The organism is Hugenholtzia roseola DSM 9546 (genome assembly GCF_000422585.1).
Classification (GTDB): domain Bacteria; phylum Bacteroidota; class Bacteroidia; order Cytophagales; family Bernardetiaceae; genus Hugenholtzia; species Hugenholtzia roseola.
The window spans coordinates 1-19,008 of sequence record NZ_AUGI01000054.1 but is presented as its reverse complement, the minus strand read 5'-3'; the positions used below and the strand labels follow the sequence as shown (position 1 = coordinate 19,008).

The following is a 19,008-nucleotide window of genomic DNA, read 5'->3' as shown; positions in this document are numbered from 1 at the left end:
GGTCAATATTTTTTAAATGACATCTTTTTTATCTTTCACTAAATCATAGAGCAATTCGCGTGCGCGGTGCAGCTGGGCTTTTACCGTTCCCAAAGGTGCTTCCAATTCTTCTGCAATTTCTTCATAAGAAAGTTCATCAAAATAGCGCAATTCTACCAAACGTTTGTATTTGGCAGGCAGCATTTCTACAAAATGGCGTACAAATTCGGCTTTCTGTGTTTTTATTGCCTCTTCCTGTGGGGTGGGCGTTTGGTCGCGCACTTCCATCATCATCGCCTCCCCGTTGTCATTTTTATAGGAACTATGAATACTTGTTGTTTCTAATTTCTTTTTTCGGATAAAATCTATACAATTATTGGTAGCGATACGAAAAAGCCAAGTGCTGAAAGTGTATTCTTTTTTGAACTTTTTTAGGTTTCGAAAGGCTTTTGTAAAGGCTTCAATGGTCAAATCTTCGGCATCATCGGTATTTTTTACCATCTTCAATAGCATAAAATAGACCGAATTGCGGTATTTGTTCATCAATTCGGCGTAGGCACGCTCATCTCCTTTGACGGCTAAGTCTATGAGTTCGAAGTCTTTTTGTGCTTTGTTAGAAAATTGTTTGTCCAGCTCTTCGTTGGGGTCGTTTTTGTTTATTTTTTCCATGTGGTGTGTGGGCTAAAAAAGGCAGTAAGGGCGGTGAAGGGATAGTAGAGAACAAAAAACAGCTCAAAAAACGGCAAGGTGAGTACCGCAAGCGAGTAGGCTAACTTTCGAGTAATTAGATGCAAAACAAGCGAAAATATTACATAACGAAACAGATACAATGCCCCTGCTTCTATTCCCCATTTTGTACCTAAGTATATCCATGACAAAGTTACATAAAAACCTATTAAGGAGAGTAAAAAAAATGCTAAATGCAGGCGGATATTCGTCCGATAATAGTTGCCTGCCGCCAGATGCCTTTTCTTTTGCAAAAACCAAGCCCACCAAGTTGTCGGTGCGTCTGAAAAGGTATGGCTATCTGATTCTGTCAGAATGGCAGTATTTTGCGCCTCTGCTGCGCCCTGCACAAAAAGGTCGTCATCACCACTTTTAAAATGCCAATGTTTTGAAAATCCCCCTTTTGAAAGAAATAACGACTTCCGATACGCCAAATTTCGCCCTACGCCCATATAGGGTTTTCCCTTTAAAGCAAAACTTAGATACTGCAAGGCTGTCAGGAGTGTTTCCCATTGTACTACCCAATTGAGCAGCGTAGGGGCAACGCGATAAGGGGAAACTCCTAATACGATTTGCACTTTTGAGTCTTCCATTTTTTCTACAAAAAACTGTATCCATCTTTTGCTTTTTGGCAAACAGTCTGCATCTGTAAGTAGGAGTAAGTCGTAACGGCTTTCCAAAATTCCTGCATTTAAGGCTCTTTTCTTACCTCCACTATCCGCTAAGGTTTGTAGTGGCAGATAGCGCAGGAAAGGTATTTTTTTTTGGTAAGACTCCAAAATTTCTTTTGTCTGGTCGGTAGAAAAGTCATCGACGATTAAAATTTCAAAGAGAGGATAATCCTGTTCCGCTAAGTTTTCTAACAAGGCAGGCAGGTTTTGCGCCTCATTTTTGGCTGCAATCACGATAGAAACCCCAATAGGTGCGTCTTGTTTCGAATGTAAAGTAGGGCGTTGTGTTTTTTGGAGTTGAATACTTAGTTTTCCAAAATAAAAAACTATAAAATATAACTGTATGACAAAACAAATTAGAAAAAAAATAAAAGTAAGGTTCATAATGTTCAACTTCTCTATTTTGGGCAGAAAGAATAGGCTCGAAGTGGCAAAAAAAGCATATCTTTGGGGCGCACCTTGAAATATAGACCCATTTCGAACCACAAAAACCATAACAAAGAAAAACAATGAATGTAAGATTATCGCTTCAACCTGTTTTCGCCTTTCTGATAATTTGGACTTCTTTTTTTTCAAATTTTTCAGACGCAAGGGCGCAAGATAGGCTTTTTTCGGTCGATTCCCTTGAAACCAACTTCGATAACAGCATCAACGCCCTATTTTTTTATGATTGGATAGAACTCTACAATCACAGCGGACGCGATTTGCCGCTACGTTGGGTCAGAACGTACAAAGACATACCAGCAGGGTGGCGTACCCAAACGCAAGATATACAAAATTTCCATGCCGAAGAAATAGATAGTGCCGATTTTATTTTACCTTTGGAAAATACAAATGCTAACTTTCTTTTAGTTCATTTTTTTCCAAATCGTACCACAGATACCGCTACTGTTATCCTGCGCGTTTTCCCTATTGAAGCCCCTGAACAAGCCCTAACTCTTACTTATGTCGGCAGGACGCGACAGCCGCTTGCCTTAGATGAAATTGCGACAAAAGAAAATCCGCTCATCGTTTTCCCTAACCCACTTCAAGGGGAAGAGAAAATTCGACTACAAGCACCAAGAAAAGGAAAGTGGCAACTTTTTTTTCAGCAACAATTTATAGAAGCAGGAAATTATCCAAATCCAGAAACGCAAGCCCGACTTTCGCTACCGCCTACAAAGGGAATTTATTATCTACTCTTTTTTCCCGAAAATCTTTCAGAGGTTTGGGTCAGAAAAATTATTCGCCTTTGAGAAAGAAAAGCCCTTAGCTCCAATCGTTCATTGTTTGGAATTAAAGGCTTTTTAAACGGCATTTAAACGTCGCAATTCCTACAACTCCCTATTGTTTTTATGTTTTTGTATAACATCCCGCAAATATATCTTTGCGGGATTTGTTATTATGGTATGAATAAGATTTTTTGGGGATTGCGACTTTTGTATATTTTAATTTGCGATTGCGGCTTTTTTTTTGAAACTTTGTCTTTTCAATCACCCTCATTCATATCATATCCCTATGAAGTTCTTTGTAGATACTGCTAATTTGCAAGAGATTGCAGAATGTAAGGCGTTAGGCGTTTTAGATGGCGTAACGACCAATCCAAGTTTGATGGCAAAAGTGGGCATTACAGGTAAAGATGCTATTTTTGCCCATTACAAGGCTATTTGTGAGATTGTGGGCGAAGGTGATGTAAGTGCGGAGGTCATTGCTACTGATTTTGAGGGCATTGTAGCGGAAGGCGAAGCCTTAGCCGCCATAGACCCTAATATTGTAGTAAAAGTACCGATGATAAAAGATGGTGTAAAAGCGATTAAATATTTTACTGAAAAAGGAATTAAGACAAACTGCACACTGGTTTTTTCGGCAGGGCAGGCTATTTTAGCAGCAAAGGCAGGTGCTACTTATGTTTCGCCTTTTATTGGGCGTTTGGACGATATTGGCGCAGATGGCTTGGGTTTTATCGAGCAACTTGTCAGAATTTTTGATAATTACGGCTTCGAAACAGAAATTTTGGCGGCTTCTATTCGCCACACAACGCACCTTATTGCCTGTGCCGAAATGGGCGCGGATGTCGCAACCTGCCCTGCTTCGGTGATTATGGGGCTATTAAAGCACCCACTAACGGATTCAGGATTGGCAACTTTTTTACAAGATGCGAAAAAATTAAGCCTTTAAGTCTATTAAAGCCTACTAATTAGAAAATACTAAAAAAGCTAACAGTTTTTAAAACTGTTAGCTTTTTCTTTTCTTATTTTTTGTTTTCCTATTCTTTGTAGCGTTTTTATTCTATTAAAATGCCACTTTGGAAAATCTTTTCTTTTGTATAAATGCGAATTTGATACCAACCGCGAGCCAAACTGCTTTCAAGTGTTAGCTGATAATGCCCTATGCTTTGCATCTCAAAAATAGGACTTGCGACTTTCCTACCTGTGGCATCATAGAGTTCTACCTTTTGCAGGGCAACACTGCTTTCAACCCCATTTCCAACTCCTTCAAAACGCAGGTTTAAAATATTTTGGGTAGGATTTGGAAAGAGAACAAGGGAAAGGTTGCCTTGCGAAATAGGCACGTCGAGTGCCGTAACGGATACTGTTTTGGGTGCAGAAAGTGCCAAACAGCCACTTTCGAGCATCAATTCCAAACGGTATTCGCCCGAAACTTGCACTTGCAAGATAGAATCATTTGCACCTGCCAACGCATTTCCATCGCGATACCATTGGCGCGTGAGGACAGTTAGATTCTGGGTAGGATTCTGCGCCTGCGTTTGGTCTATGAGCAAATTTGCATTTTGGACAAAAATAGGCTCTACCACGCCTACGCGAATTTCTATCTCCTCTGTTTTTCTATTACAACCGCTTGCCTCTGAAATTTGGACAAAATAACGCCCTGCCAAAGTAGTAGTTAGGCTTGCATCTGTGGCAAAAGCCAAAGGAAGCCCATTTCTGAACCATTGGTAGCGGAAACCTGCTATATTTTCCACCTGCATGCGTACCCTGACCTCTTGTGCCTGACAAAAACTAAGCGGGTCTTGCGTTTGAATGGCAAGCAAGGAAGAGTCGCAATCTATCTGAACTTCTATATTGCGACGGCGCAGCGTTAGATTTGGCACAAGGTCGTTTTTGACTAAGGCAAAATGCACGCCTGCCCAAGTGTAGTTGGCGCGTGTAGTGCTTCGTTGGGCGTTGGTCTGATTGAAAATAAAAGTATTGTCCTGATACCATTGATAGCGATTGAAACGCCCTTCCGTTTGAACGGCAAAACTAAGCGGCTCGCCCAATTCCACTAAAATTGTGAGAGCTTCATTGATGTCGGCTTGGGGCGAATAGTTAAATTCAGAAAGCTGACGGTTTGCAGCTGCCATCAAAGGCTCGAAATCGCCAAAATCCAACGCATTTCTATCTACCGAAACCTTGTCTAAAAGCGGAGGGAAAGCCTCTGTAAAGTTGAGAAGTGCGTTATCGGACAGGGCAAAACTTCTAAGGGCAGGTAGGGTAGCAAGAGAAAAAGGCATATTGACAACTTTATTGCTCGAACCTTCCCAAGTTTGCAAAGCATCGAGGGTTTCCCAAGCGGCAGGAATGACTGTGATTTGATTGTAGTCGAAATAAAGCGTCCGCAGGCGGCTTAGGTTTCCAATTTGGGCAGGTAGGCTTTCAAATTGATTGTGGCTTAGGTATAAATTTTCTAAGCGGCTAAGATTGCCTATGTTTTCGGGCAGGCTTGTCAGTCTATTTTGCGAAAGCCAAAGGGTTATCAGGTCTTGCAATCTTTCAATTTCGGTAGGAATTGCACCCGAAAAAGCGTTTTTGCTCAAATCGAGGTACTGCAAACTGACCAAATTGAAAAAGGTCGGAGGCAATGTGCCTACCAGCTGATTATCAAAGAGATTAAGATAGCGCAACTGGCGCAAAATGCGAATAGAATCAGCAAAAAACACATCAGGAATAGAGCCGCTTAGGTTGTTGCTGCTCAAATCAATTTCGGTAACAACGCCATTTTCAAACTTAATCCCCTCCCAAGTAGCGACGGGGTCTTCAAAGTTCCACTTTCTAAACCAATTTTCGCCCCCTGTGGCTTGATTAAACAAGACCAACACGAGCGAGTCGGCAGTAGGTACAAAGGGCAAAACATTGACTTGAATATCATTTCGAATCAAGGTAAGGTCTGTAGCGACGGTATTTCGCACCCAACAAGTATAAATACCTGCCGCCTGTGGCGTTACATTTTCTAAAAGCAAAGTAGAAGCCGTCTGCCCTGTCAAAGGTTGATTGTCTTTGTACCATTGATAGGTATTGAAATTTCCGTAAGTGCTGACCTGCAAAGTGGTGTCGTTGCCCTGCAAAATTTCGATATACTGCTGGTCGTTGATTTTGGCTTGGTTGCTATAAATCCAATTCGGCAGCGCACTTACGTTGGGTTCGAAAGATTCGAAGTCTAAATAGTTGCCCGAAGTATTGAAATTGAGAGCAGGAAAGGAAAAATTCTGCACCGAAGTAGGCACTACGCCTCTTAGGTTGTTGTTGGAAAGATTGAGCGCAATGACTGAACCATTACAAATTTCTACGCCTGCCCAATTCAAGACAGGTTCGGTCAAATCCCAAGTATTTGTCCAATTCGTGCCTGCCGTATTCTGGTAAATATCTACTAAAATAAGCGAATCGGCTTCCGAAACAAAACGCTCCAAACGCAGGACTTCGATTATCGGACTTATATCGGTACAAATGGCGGCACTGTTTGAATTATTGGTAGTCAGATTTGCCTGTGCAGATACTATCCTACGCAAAAAGAAGGCAGAAGGCACTTCTACATTTTCTAAATAAGCCGAATCGGAAAGAAACGACCAAGTATTGCCATCAAAAGACTGTTCCCAACGAAAACGAATAAAAGGCGCGTCAGAAGAAGCAGGCATAAGGCTATCGCTTTCTATCAAAATAGAAACCATTTCGCCTGCACAAACCTGATAAGAAGCCTCAAAAAGGTTAGAACCGAAATAGGCAGGGACAACGAAATCTTCAAATTCATCGAAAAAGGCACTGTTATTACAATCTCTCAATTCTACCTGATATGAAAATACGCTTTGGCGTGGCAGCAAAGTATCATAGACAAAAGTATAAGTATTTGCACCAAAAACCACTGCGCTAAGGCTATGGATAGTGGTGTAATTGGTCAGATTGTCTTGACGATACTTAAAATCGAGAGATACGAATTGCGAATCGCTGCTATTGAGGTTGATTTGAGCCGTAAAGCGCAGCAAGACCGAGTCCATAGAATAGTCGCAATCCAAGTATTGCACAGGCAGAGCCACTACGCTATTTGCGCCACAAGTGGCTTGATTGGGCGGCGTTGGAGCTAAGGTAGTGGTGGCAGAGGTAATGGGCAAAGAAAAACAAGTATCGCCCACTGCAAGGACGCGATACGCCGCCGCAGTATAGAAATATTCCGTTTGGCTTGCCAAGCCTGTATGCAAGAAGCTATTAGGGGCGGCAGGCAGGTATAAAGTTTGGATATGAACAGGCGCAAGGGTATTGGTATCTACTTGAATTTTGAAGCCATCAATAGCAGGCGAAAGCGGATAAGCGTCCCAAGTGAGATTGATGCTTGCCGCATCGAGGGCTACGGCAGAAAATCCGATAGGCGCGTTGAGCATTTCTGCACCACTACTTTCATACGCACCCAACTCCACATTTGTATCAATGATTCTATTCTGACCTGCTAAATCGAACGAGGTTTCCACAATGGCGTTATCTCCTGCTTCAAGGGCGGGCGAACCACAATTAGAAAAAAGACGATAATCGTCTTGGGCAGGGTCTAAAAAGCGAGGGTCTTCGAAGATAAAACCAAAAGCACTGCCGTCTTGTACCAAATTGGTCGCTGCGGGCATGATGTCGGGAAAAATGCCTGTAAATTCTGACGAAATGCCGCTATTGTCGCTTCCGTCGCGTTCATTGTCCCAAAAGATGCAGTTGTAAATTTCAAGTCCATTCGAGGAAAGCTGATTGTATAAAGCACCCCCTTGACCTGCCCCACTAAGCCCTGCTACGTTATCGGCAAAGGTTACATTGACAAATTTGGTAGGCGGCGTGCCTGCGTCGTTGAAGATAAAGATTGCGCCTCCGTCGCTACTTGCTTCGTTATCGTGCAGAAGGCAGTCCATGAGCTTAAATTGCGAGTTGGAAGCATTGATAGCTCCGCCTTGTCCGTTGCTGGCTTGGTTTTCTTCAAAAATGGAACGTGTAATATTGAAACCTGTCGTTCCGTCTGTGATTACGATTGCGCCGCCGCCAAAAACGGCAGAGTTGGATTCGAAATAACAGCTATCGAGGTTGATATTAAAGGCGTTGTCGGTTACGTACAATGCGCCCCCTGCAAATTGCGCCGTATTGTCTTTAAAATTACACTTTGAAAAGGAAACAAAATTGATGTTTCCATAAGCCAAAAACGCGCCTGCACTTCCCAAAGAACTGTTATTTTCAAAGACACAACTATCAAGACTAAGGGAAGTATCGCCTCCCATTCGGGTAAGGGCAAATGTTCCGCCATCTTCGTTGTCTGTCCCTATAATTTGGTTGTCTTCAAAAAGGCAGTTAAAAAAGTTTCCGCTGGTAGCATTAAAGTCGGGATTGTAGAAAATGGCTGCTCCGTTTGCAATGGCTTTGTTGGCGATAAAATTGCAATTTCTCACGTCTAAATCGCCCGAAATGGCGTGAATTGCGCCTCCTTCGGCATCGAGGCTTGTGCCTATGGCGTTGCCTTGTGAAAAGGTTAGCCCATCGAGGTAGAGTTCTGTGTCAAAATCCGCTTGAATATAGAGGATATGGTAGGCATTATCAGAATCATCTCCTGTAATTCCTATATCACCACTCAAAATGGTAGGATTGGCAGCAAAATCGCGCAAACTTATATCGCCATCTGCTGCACTGGTCAGATTATCGGGAAAACCGCCTAAGATGCGAATTTCGTCATGCGTGTCATTCAATAAAAAAGTTTGTGTTTGTGGCAGCGTACCGATTTGATTATCAGGAAGATATGTGCCTTCTGCTATCCATATTTCTCTACAACCGTCATACAAATCAAGTGCTTCTTGTAGCGTTCCTACAGGCGAATCCCAAGAATCGCCATTTCCACTTGCGCCTGCTCTCACATAAATCACAGGGGCAGGCGAAGGTGCGCTTTGGGCTTCACGCGCTCCAATGTCCATTGTGCCATCAAAGATACGGGGGTTTCCAAAATCGTCTGTGCTGGGAACGGCAAGCCCATTATCACCTGCATTAAGGGCAGGCGAGCAAGGTTTGGGCAAAAGAAAAAGTGGGTCTTGATTGAAATCAGATTCCCAAAAATTAGGGTCTTCCGTTAGGGCAGTGTTAAAGCCTCCCTCTACGATATTATTGGCTTCTATCAAAGTTGCTGTGCCTCCAATTTGGGGGTCTGTTTCGGCGAAGTTTCCCCAAAAAATACTACCCTGAATCGCCACTGTGCCACCATCATAGTAAAGACCGCCACCCTGCGCACTTGTACCTAAACAGGCATTTTTTACTACCGTACAAGCCAAAAGGCGTGTCGTGCTGCTATTGCTATAAATGCCGCCGCCTGCTACGGCGTTGTTGAAAGTTTGGTTTTCGAAAAAGATGGTATTGGCAAATTCCACAATAGAATTGAGGACAAATACGCCGCCGCCGTTGCTCAAATTTACCGAGTTGTTTTCTATCCTACAATTTTCAAAACGGTTATTAACGCTTTCCAAATAAACGCCGCCCCCTGAATTATCAGCGTAATTGTTTCGGATAAAACAGTTGCGAACAGGCACTTGTGAGTTTTGTAAGAAAATGCCACCGCCATTGTTATCAGGTGCTGCACCTACGGCAAAACCGTTTTCTATGGAAAAACCGTCTATAATTGCGGTATCGTCTATTCCAATGCCTTGAAAGATATGGTTTTGTCCTACCGACCTTTGAATTTTAGAGCGCGTCGAATCGGTTAGTACCCTATTATTTGGGTCTTGTTCAAAACCTCTAAAACCGCCGTACCATTTTACATTATTTTGTAAAGTAACAGTTGCGCCTGCCTGCGAGGAGGTATAGTAGTTAGTTTCATTTCCTTTTGTCCAAACTTCAATATTAGGGCAGGTAGCCGAAATGATATTGATATTGCCCAAGATAGGGTCTAAATTACCATTTCCGAAGGCTAAAACCCAAGTTGAACCGTTAGAAATATCAGGGTTGCTCCCTTCGGTTTGGGCGTAAAAAATGTATTTGTCTTGATATTCGTATGCGCCTTGGTCTATGTTGCCATTCAGACGCGCAAGCCCCGAAAAGTCGTAAGGTAGGTTTTCAGCTACATCACCGTCAGCGTCTATGTCTAATAGGTCGGCAATAACGGTAGGCGTTGCGATAGAATTGATAGTTGGCTGATTGCAAAGCGGACGCAAATCGTCGGAAGAAATAAAAATAATCGTCGAATTATCGTTAGAGCCGTAGGCAGGTGTTTGTACCAAAGTAGAACCTGTAACGTCTTGTGCTGCCGTAACATGAAAAGCACCCGAAACGCCATCTTCGGTATTGTCCTGAAAAATGCAATGCCTGACGCTGGTATTAGCCGTAATACGCACAGCCTCACCTACCTGTGAGTCGTTCCCTACAAAGGTAGAATAAGCAACTATCGCATTTGCTCCTGCTACAATTTGCAACGCCCCTGCCTGATTAAGAGAAAGGTTGTTTTGAAAAATGGTATTGGCAAAGACACTTGCTACCGTACCTGCGCTACTTAGAAAAACGCCCCCTGCATCTTGCAGACTTTCATTGTTTTTAAAATAACTATTGAAAAGGTAGGTTTCAGCCGTATAAACTGCGCCACCTCTAAAAACAGAACCCGTAAAATAAGTGCCTGTAATCAGGTCTGTAACCTGATTGTTCAAAAAATAACAACCTGCCATGTGCAAACGATTGGCATTTAAGCCTGCACTATAAACTGCGCCGCCCTCTGCCACCACATTGCCTGTGGAATTGTCAATAGAAACGACATTCCCCTCAAAAAATACATTCCGCATCTGGATAGGCGAATTGCCTTGATGATAAATCGCACCGCCCTGCCCAAGTTGTGTTCCCGCGCTGGTATATTCTACGCTCGAATTGGCAGCATTATTTCGGAAAATGCTCCTCCTGATGCCACAAGGCGAATTGTTTAAATAAATAGCTCCCCCTTGTACGGTATTGCTTAGGCTTAAATCCTGTGGGTTGTTAGCCACTACACTATTTTCCTCGAAACGCGAATCGAGAACTACAAGCGTGCTATTTTCGGCGTAAATTGCGCCACCTTTTAAAATAGGCGAAGTCGTTAGAAAGGGAGCAGCCCCATCAAAGGTTTCGATTTTGTTTTGTATAAATGCGGTATTTTCCAAATAAATATCTGACGAAAAGGCGACAAAGGCAGCCCCTCGCGCTTCTACGGAAGGTGAAGAACCCGATATGGCTATGTTATTTTCACGAAAAAGACAAGACACAATAGAAACGGTACTATTGTTTGCTACTGCACCTGCCCCCGAAGTAGCAGCTACGCCGTCGCGCAAGAGAAAACCGTCTATCCTGACTTTGCTATCATTGATTTCGAAAATTCTATTTGTCGCATTTCCTTCAATAGTAGTAACATAAATTTCGGGGTCGCGCTCGGCAAAGGTAGGGGCTGAAAATTGGTCGAAGCCGCCATAAATCGCCAAAGAGTCGAGGTTATTAAGGCTAAGGGCAGGCGTGGCAAGATAAGTGCCTTGTTCTACATAAATGCGTACCAAATTTCCGCCTGTGGCAAGGGGGGTAGCCGAAATAATGGCTTGGTCTATGGTTTGAAGGGCATTATCCCAATCTAAGCCTGTATTGGCATTATTGCCAAACGCACTAACGTAAAAAGTGGTCTGTGCCGAAATTTGGGTAGAAAGCAAAAAAAAAGAGAGCAGGAAAAAAGAAAATCCAACCTTTTGTAGTAGTGTTTGCATGAGTTTTTTGTAATAAAAAAAAGAGGGTAATGTATTTGGTCTGATTTAAATCTTGAAAGCTATCTCAAAGATACGATTTTTTGCCCCAAATGGTTCTTTTGGCACTCAAAGCTTACATAGAAGGCATATTTTCGCCTACTACTCGCTTTTGCTGCCAAAGGGTTTTATCCTTTTTCCTATTTATTTGCGCTATTTTCGTAATTTTGTAGCGGCTTCTAAAAAAGATTTTCCTACCCTTTTGGCATTTTAAAGATGACTTCAAACCAGAGAAAAAACATCATATACAGCCTAATTTTGATAGGCAGCATGGCGGCAGTATTTTTTTATAGAAAATACCAAGCCTCCGAAAAAGCGAAGTTGGAATTGGCGCAAGCCGCCCAACAAAAAGAACAAGCCGCCCTCGACGGACTCTTTCTCTACCAACTGCAAGGCGAGGCTATGGGTACAACTTACAACATCAAGTATCGTATCGCCGAAAAAGACCTTCCAGAAGCTACACAAATGGCACTCAAAAATCAGATAGATTCGCTTTTAGATGTCTTCAATTTGAGCCTTTCTACTTACATTTCCAACTCTGAAATTAGTAGGTTTAATCAATTTGAAAAGGATAGTATTCATTTTTCACTACCCTATTTCTACCCTGTCCTGCAAAAGAGCAGGGAAATTTATGAAATTTCGGCAGGAGCTTTCGAACCTACCCTTTCCCCTCTGATTCGCGTTTGGGGCTTCGGCGAGATGGAAGAACCCGAAAAAGTGCCTACCGCGCAGGTAGATTCTTTGCTTCAATACGTGGGTTTTGATAAGATAGAATTTGATAGCCTTTCGGTTCGCAAAAAGAAAAAAGGCGTAGGACTTAATTTCAACGCTATCGCGCAGGGCTACGGTGTCGATATTGTTTGCGATTTTCTAAGCCAAAAAGGATTTGAGCATTATATGGTAGAAATTGGGGGAGAAGTGCGTGCAAAAGGTACAAATGGAACAGAAAAAGGTTGGCTTATTGGCATAGATGACCCCAACGCTTCGGAAACAGAAAGATTTGTCAAGGCTACTGTCCTATTGCAAGATGCCGCCCTTGTAACTTCGGGGAACTATCGCAAGTTTTATGTCCGCGAAGGCAAAAAATATGCACACACCTTAGACCCCACAACGGGCTACCCCACGGCACACAACCTGCTTAGTGTAACCATCTTAGCGAAAGACTGCATGACGGCAGATGCCTTAGCCACAGCCTGCATGGTCTTGGGAAGAGAAAAAGGCGGAAAAATGCTTGCCCAATATCCCGAAGCGGAACAAATAGGGGCTTATTTCATAGTAGGTAGTGATAAAGAAACGCAAACTTTTACTACTTCTTTTTTTGAAAAAAGTCTAAAAGTGAGTAATTGATGGTACTAAACTTAGGACAAGGCATTGCTTTGTCCCTACAAAAGCATCAAAAAATTTTAAATTTTACTGTTTTATCAAATCATCAAACCCATGTCATCTCTTTTAAAAAATACGCCTTCCGAAACTTTTTCACTTGTAGGCAAGTGGGAAGGTTTCGATAAAGGACAAAAAGGCTACTTTATCTTTTTCGAAAACGGATTGCTCGAAATACAAACCGAAAAGACCTTGCTCAAAAGTCAGGACAAGGTAAAGATGAGTTATTCCCTTTCGGCGCATAAGGGAGCGTTCTACCATCTGGACTTGATATTAGAAAAAGAGGGCAGCAAAGATGTGCAACGTTGCCTTTTTGAGCTTATCAATCCGCAGCAAATTATCTTGGCTCTGGGAAAGGAAAAACGACCGCAAAGCGTAGAAAATGGCGTGCGTTTGTATAAAGATTTGCGCAAAGACTTGAAGGCGGCGCATAAATAAAGGCAACAAACCCAATAAAAAGGGCGAAAAAAGGTGAGAGAGTTGCTGCAATAGCGAAAAATTTTGTATCTTTTGTCTTTCAAAGATTCCCTTTCTTTTTTCTCTTTCCTGCCTACTTTATAGCTTACTCTTGTTAGGCTTATTTATAGGCTACTTAGGCTACTTAGGCTACTTCTTTGGGCTACTTAAAAGGCTACCCGCAGGTCTGCTACCTTGTCTTTGTATCAATCCTTTTTTTCATTATCTACCTATGCCACAAGCACCGCAAGATGCCCCTTTTGACGAGGTATTTCTCGATACTTTTTCTATTCTCTATTGGCAAATCAATCAAGATGGAATCCTGACCCAACTCAAAGGTAAATTGTGTCAGGACTTTCAACTCGAACAAGCGCATTGGATAGGGCAAAACACAACCGAACTTTCCGCTTTTCCTACTTGGCTTGGCAGCGCAGAGATGCTCAAACAAGCCAAGCAAAAGGGTAAGATTGCCAATTTTATCGTCTATAACCACAAGCTATGCTGTTTGCAGATACAGTATCAAACGGAAAGACAAGCCCTTTTGGGTTTTCTACAAATTTGGCAGGCAAAAAATGCTGCCCCTTTGCCCTCGCCTGATAACGAAGGCGAAAACTATGACGAAAGCTATCTCAAAAATCTGTTATACCAAATTCAAGACCTGCCTGTTTCGGCGGCATTGGTGCAATTAAGTGGCACAGCCGACATTATAGCCGTCAGCAACCTTTGGGCATCGACTTTTCGGACAAGCCCCGAAAGCATCATAGGCACACGCTTTACTGATTTATTTATAGACCCAAACGACTATGTGCAGGCAAAACGTCGCGCACGTAGGAAAAATGTAGCCAAAAGTTATGAAGCGCGTTTTTGGCGGGCAGATGAAAATGGCAATTCGCCCGACAAGCGCAAGGTTATCTGGTGCAGCCTGCATCTGCACATGTTTCAAATAGGCGAAAAACGCTTTCTCTTTGTAAGTTTGTGGGATATATCTTCTTATCGCCAAAATGAAGAAAAGTACCGCTCTTTGATTCGTTACGCGCCTGATTATATCTTGCATATCGATTTGGAAGGTGAAATTTTATATCTCAATCGCTCCATAGAACGCTATTCTATTTCGGAATTGATGGGTAAAAATGTCTATGATTTTCTTTCTTTGGGCGAACAAGTGCAGGTAAAGGCAATCATTGAGGAAGTATTGCAGAGCAAATCGGTAGGGCGTTATGATAAAAAATTCTACCTCGACAACGAAGATTGGCGATGGGTCAGCATGCGCATTGCACCCATGTACACCGACGAGGAAGTTACAGGTTTTGCCGTCATTGCAACAGACATCACAAAAAACAAACTACAAGAAGCCGAGCTACATGCCAGCGAAAGCAAAAATGCCGCCCTTCTAAATGCCTTACCCGATACAATTTTATTGCTTTCACGCGAGGGGATTGTCTTAGATTATAGGCGTGCTACAAATTTGCACCTGCAAAATAAAGGCGAGTATGATTTGAAACTAAAAGTAGGCGATGACATCAGAAGTGCGCTGCGTCCTGTTTATTCTTCTAAAATGGTAACGGCATTGCAGAAAACCTTTCTCACAGGGCGCGTCCAGACTTTTGAAGATGAACAATTTGATGAAAAAACACAACAATTTTATTTCTTGGAAACGCGCTTGGCAGTAAGTAGCCTTCATGAGGTCTTGGTTGTGGTGCGAAACATTACAGAGCAGAAAAAAAATGAGCGCGAAGTCAATCAGAGCAGGCAGGAGTACAAACGACTTTTAGATAATATCGATGAAATTGTATATCATTTTAGCATCAAAGAAGTAGATAAGTTTGGCGAACTTCTTTTTGTGAGCAACCACCTTTCTAAGGTCTTGGGTTATCTCAAAGACGATTTTAAGTTTCCCAAATTTAGTTGGATACGGCTTATTCACCCTGCCGATAGACGCAGTGCGATGGAGGCGGTGCAGAAAGCCATCTACTATCAAGAAAATGTGGTGCATCGCTATCGCATCAAACACAAAACCGAAGGCAGCTATATTTGGCTTGAAGCGCGTCTGATTCCGCAGCTCGATAATTTGGGGCGTTTGGTTTCGGTCATGGGTGTGGCACGCGACATTACGCGCGAAGTAGTAACCGAACAAGACAAAAAACGCTTTATCTCTTTGGTGCGAAGCAATCACGACTGCATCTGCATGACAGACCCCAAAGGCGATATTATTTTTATCAACCAAGCAGGCTGCGAACTATTAGGTATCGCCTCGCATCACGAAGTATTAGGCAAATCTATCTTAGATTTTTATGCACGTCTCCAACGCGAGCAAATCCAAAATGAAGTCTTTGCGCCCCAGCTTCAAAAAGAAAAGAAAAGTATCCGTTGGGAAAGCGAACTCAAACTTATCAACCGCCGCAAAAATAGCTCTTTGGAAGTATTAGCGACCTTCTTTTCCATTCGCACCTCCCGCAGAGAGGAGCAGAGCGATATTGCGATTATTATGCGCGACATCACCGAGCGAAAAGCGGCAGAAAAGAAAATTCGTCAGAGTGAGGAAAAGTATCGCAATTTGGTAGAAACAATGGAAGAAGGGATTGTTTTGGTAGATACCGAAGGGGTTACCCTTTTTGTCAATGACCAATTAGTTCAAATGTTTGGTTATGAAAAGAGTGAATTTTTGGAGCAGCCCTTTTTTGAAATGCTTGCGCCCCAGACCAAAGAAAATGCCGCTTTTTTCAATGAATTAGAAAAAGAAACCGCTTATTTTCACATCAATCCCGACGAACCCTACAAAGAAACACGCTCCGAACTACAACTTAGAAAACGAAATGGCGAACTTATTTGGCTTTGGGTTAGCTCTAATCCCATCAAAGATGAGGTAGGCAATATTACAGGTTATATCAGTGCCTTAGCCGACGTAACTTCTTTGAAGCAGGCGCAAAATGAAATCTTAGAAGTCAATAAGGAAATGGAGCAGCTTTTGTATCGCGCTTCGCACGATTTAAAAGGTCCTGTTTCTTCCGTAGAGGGCGTTATCAATTTGATGCGTCTGGAAATCAATCATGAGCAGATGGCTTTCTATTCGGATATGATGATGGCTTCTATCAAAAAGTTATTGATGCGCATTAAAGATTTGACCAAACTTTCTGCCATCAAAAATAGAGAAATCTCGATGCAAAAGATAGAAGTCCTCCCTATGCTCAAAGATTTGCAAAAGACCTTCGAATTTGCACCTTACTACAATCAAATCACCTTTGAGTATGACATCGAGCCGCTTGAATTTTATTCTGATGAAAGTCTTTTCCGTACCATTATGCAAAATTTTGTAGAAAATGGTATCAAGTATGCCGACCCCGACAAGAGCCATTCTTTTCTTAGAATCAGCCTCCGACAAAGTGAAGCGCAGGCAATTCTTATTACCATTCAAGACAATGGAATCGGTATTCACCAAGATTTTAAAGATAGAATCTTCGACATGTTTTTCCGCGCCACCGAGTCTGTGGCAGGGACAGGCATGGGGCTTTATATCGTCAATAGTGCCGTAAAAAAATTAGGGGGTAGTTTGCGCTTCGAAACGCGCTACCGAGAGGGAACAACTTTTTATCTAAAATTGCCCAACAAAAAAAGAAGCATCTAACCCCTAAAAACAAATCAGTAAGGACAAGGCATTGCCTTGTCCTAAGTGAGGGAACTTTTTGGCGCAAATTCGTCTTTTGAAATTATCGTATTTTTCAAATTTCTTTTTCAAGTTCCCTTTCAGACACAACAAAATGAAACGCAGCAAAAAAATCTCTACCCAAGAACTGCAAAAAATAGGCATCTATCATTTAGACCTGCTCAAAGCCGCAGGCAGATATGCCAAAGAAGCCTTAAAAAACAAAAAAAATAGCAAAGAAAGTATCCTTTCCCAACTCGCTAACCTATTAGAGCATCAAGTAGAAAATCAAACGGCAAACTTGTCGCCTTTCACGCCGCAAGAGGGCGAACTTTGGAAAGATTGTGTAGAAAAGGCAATGCTTTTCAAAACAGAAAATCAGGCTTTAAAACAAACAAGAAATGGTTTTGAGTTGAAAGAAACGCCTCTTTCTTACGCCATTTTCGGAAAAGCGGACATAGAAAAGTCGGCACAGGGGCAAATGGATACCGCCTTGCGTTTGCCTATTTCAGTGGCGGGCGCACTGATGCCTGACGCGCATCATGGCTATGGTTTGCCTATTGGAGGAGTTTTGGCTACCCAAGCCGACAAAATTATTCCCTTTGCCGTAGGCGTGGATATTGCCTGCCGCATGTGCCTTTCTGTGTTTGAAATAGAAAAGAGTTTTTTTGAAAAAAAACAAAACTATTTTAAAAATTTGCTTCTAAAAAATACTTGCTTTGGCACAGGAAATGGCTTCCAAACGCCTTGGGACGACCCTATCTTTGAAAAAAAGGAGTGGCAGGCTTCCCCTACAATTCGCCAACTCAAAAGCAAAGCCGTTCAGCAAATTGGCTCGTCTGGTACAGGCAATCACTTTGTAGAATGGGGCATTTTATCCATCGAAGGCCCTGAAAACGCTTTACAGCTTCCTGTGGGCGAATATGTAGCCTTGCTTTCTCATTCGGGTTCGCGTGGCTTCGGGGCAGGCGTAGCCTCGCATTATTCCAAATTGGCAATGGAAATTACCAAACTTCCTGCCGAAGCCAAACATTTAGCTTGGCTCGATTTGAACACACAAGAAGGGCAAGAATATTGGATAGGTATGAATTTGGCGGGCGAATATGCGGCTGCCAATCACCATCATATCCACCAAAGAATGGCAAAAGACCTAAACGCACTTCCTTTGCGAAAAGTAGAAAATCACCATAATTTCGCTTGGCAGGAAACCTTAGCCACAGGGCAAGCCGTTATGGTGCATCGAAAGGGCGCGACACCTGCTCAAAAAGGTGAGTTGGGAATTATCCCTGCTTCTATGACGCAGGCAGGTTATGTTGTGGTAGGAAAAGGCGATACCACTGCTCTTGCGTCGGCTTCGCATGGCGCAGGCAGACAGATGTCGCGCACACAGGCACTTAAAAATATCAGTCCGCAAGATTTGAAACGCGCCCTTATTGAAAACGACGTAACACTTATTGGGGCAGACTTAGACGAAGCACCTATGGCGTACAAAGACATTGAAAAGGTGATGAGTTTCCAAAAAGATTTGGTAGGAATTGTAGGGAAATTTACACCCAAAATTGTCCGTATGGCAGAAAAAGAAGTCAAGCGCAACAAGCGTCAGACAAAGGCAGGCGATATGAATTTTGACGAAAGTTGAATCGTAGTCGCTTGTAGGGACAAGGCAGTGCCTTGTCCTATGCCCCAAACCCTAAGGGTCTTGAAGACCCTTAGGGTTTAAGTCCAATTTCATTTCGTGTCAAATTTGAAAAAACTGTAATAAAACAAGACTTTTCACAGAACTTAACATCACTGCCATAGGGCGGGGCTTTGATTCGGAATCATTTTTTTATGTGAGCATAAAAAAATGATTTGATTTTCGAACCCTCCCCATAGGGGCAGTAATGTTAAGTTCTATTCATAGTTAGGATATTTTGAAAATGAGAACAGAATAAAATTTGGCTGTGTGTGATTGTTTGTTTGTAATACTTTGTCATCAGGTTAATGACAATGGTATTCAAAATCGCTCTATTGACAGCGTGATTAGGTTGTTTGACTCTGTTTTTATCTTGTTTAAAGATAACATCTTTATTCTTATGCGCCTTATTTTCAATATCCCAATGTTTTCTGATGCCCAAGTTGAAAGCGTGCGCGGAAAATTGCGCCTCTTCCAACTT

Annotated in this window: 10 protein-coding genes; 6 read left to right on the top strand and 4 right to left on the bottom strand. The window is 42.4% G+C overall.

The features are described from left to right. Nucleotides 1-12: 12 nt before the first annotated feature. Together G500_RS0106425 and G500_RS22565 are read right to left on the bottom strand one after the other, a co-directional pair. Entirely contained in the window at nucleotides 13-648 is a 636-nt protein-coding gene (locus tag G500_RS0106425; protein WP_035756479.1) for an RNA polymerase sigma factor, read from the bottom strand. Continuing rightward, entirely contained in the window at nucleotides 636-1,760 is a 1,125-nt protein-coding gene (locus tag G500_RS22565) for a glycosyltransferase (RefSeq protein WP_161626091.1), read from the bottom strand. The genes G500_RS0106425 and G500_RS22565 overlap by 13 nt, the downstream gene beginning before the upstream one ends. A 125-nt stretch (nucleotides 1,761-1,885) precedes the next feature. Here G500_RS22565 and G500_RS0106415 point away from each other — a divergent pair, with 125 nt between their 5' ends. Further along, on the top strand, nucleotides 1,886-2,611 hold the full coding sequence (locus tag G500_RS0106415) for a hypothetical protein (RefSeq protein ID WP_027001981.1): 726 nt from the start codon (nucleotides 1,886-1,888) through the stop codon (nucleotides 2,609-2,611). Between the two features lie 262 nt (nucleotides 2,612-2,873). Beyond that, nucleotides 2,874-3,533: a fructose-6-phosphate aldolase gene (fsa, locus tag G500_RS0106410; RefSeq protein WP_027001980.1), complete on the top strand. Its 660-nt coding sequence runs from the start codon at nucleotides 2,874-2,876 to the stop codon at nucleotides 3,531-3,533. 106 nt (nucleotides 3,534-3,639) lie between these two features. On the opposite strand, the gene G500_RS0106405 is transcribed toward fsa, so the two are convergent. Beyond that, nucleotides 3,640-11,340 carry a choice-of-anchor Q domain-containing protein gene (locus G500_RS0106405; protein ID WP_027001979.1) on the bottom strand — a complete coding sequence of 2,567 codons (7,701 nt, stop codon included), beginning with the start codon at nucleotides 11,338-11,340 and terminating at the stop codon, nucleotides 3,640-3,642. 252 nt (nucleotides 11,341-11,592) lie between these two features. Here G500_RS0106405 and G500_RS0106395 point away from each other — a divergent pair, with 252 nt between their 5' ends. From G500_RS0106395 to G500_RS0106380, 4 genes are all read left to right on the top strand, one after another. After that, on the top strand, nucleotides 11,593-12,723 hold the full coding sequence (locus G500_RS0106395) for an FAD:protein FMN transferase (RefSeq protein ID WP_027001977.1): 1,131 nt from the start codon (nucleotides 11,593-11,595) through the stop codon (nucleotides 12,721-12,723). 90 nt (nucleotides 12,724-12,813) lie between these two features. Then, on the top strand, nucleotides 12,814-13,194 hold the full coding sequence (locus G500_RS0106390) for a hypothetical protein (protein WP_027001976.1): 381 nt from the start codon (nucleotides 12,814-12,816) through the stop codon (nucleotides 13,192-13,194). A 130-nt stretch (nucleotides 13,195-13,324) separates the two neighbouring features. Then, nucleotides 13,325-16,834 carry a PAS domain-containing protein gene (locus G500_RS0106385; RefSeq protein ID WP_154657049.1) on the top strand — a complete coding sequence of 1,170 codons (3,510 nt, stop codon included), beginning with the start codon at nucleotides 13,325-13,327 and terminating at the stop codon, nucleotides 16,832-16,834. Between the two features lie 133 nt (nucleotides 16,835-16,967). Next, entirely contained in the window at nucleotides 16,968-18,491 is a 1,524-nt protein-coding gene (locus G500_RS0106380) for an RtcB family protein (protein WP_027001974.1), read from the top strand. 247 nt (nucleotides 18,492-18,738) lie between these two features. Here the strand turns inward: G500_RS0106380 and G500_RS24855 are convergent. Beyond that, on the bottom strand, nucleotides 18,739-19,008 hold a 270-nt coding region (locus tag G500_RS24855; RefSeq protein ID WP_154657048.1), incomplete at its 5' end, for a transposase.

What these genes read in the sequence shown, in the direction of transcription:
- G500_RS0106395 (WP_027001977.1), top strand. Translation starts at nt 11,593, where the DNA reads ATGACTTCAAACCAGAGAAAAAACATCATATACAGCCTAATTTTGATA.
- fsa (WP_027001980.1), top strand. Translation starts at nt 2,874, where the DNA reads ATGAAGTTCTTTGTAGATACTGCTAATTTGCAAGAGATTGCAGAATGT.
- G500_RS22565 (WP_161626091.1), bottom strand. Translation starts at nt 1,760, where the DNA reads ATGAACCTTACTTTTATTTTTTTTCTAATTTGTTTTGTCATACAGTTA.
- G500_RS0106425 (WP_035756479.1), bottom strand. Translation starts at nt 648, where the DNA reads ATGGAAAAAATAAACAAAAACGACCCCAACGAAGAGCTGGACAAACAA.
- G500_RS0106415 (WP_027001981.1), top strand. Translation starts at nt 1,886, where the DNA reads ATGAATGTAAGATTATCGCTTCAACCTGTTTTCGCCTTTCTGATAATT.
- G500_RS0106405 (WP_027001979.1), bottom strand. Translation starts at nt 11,340, where the DNA reads ATGCAAACACTACTACAAAAGGTTGGATTTTCTTTTTTCCTGCTCTCT.
- G500_RS0106390 (WP_027001976.1), top strand. Translation starts at nt 12,814, where the DNA reads ATGTCATCTCTTTTAAAAAATACGCCTTCCGAAACTTTTTCACTTGTA.
- G500_RS0106380 (WP_027001974.1), top strand. Translation starts at nt 16,968, where the DNA reads ATGAAACGCAGCAAAAAAATCTCTACCCAAGAACTGCAAAAAATAGGC.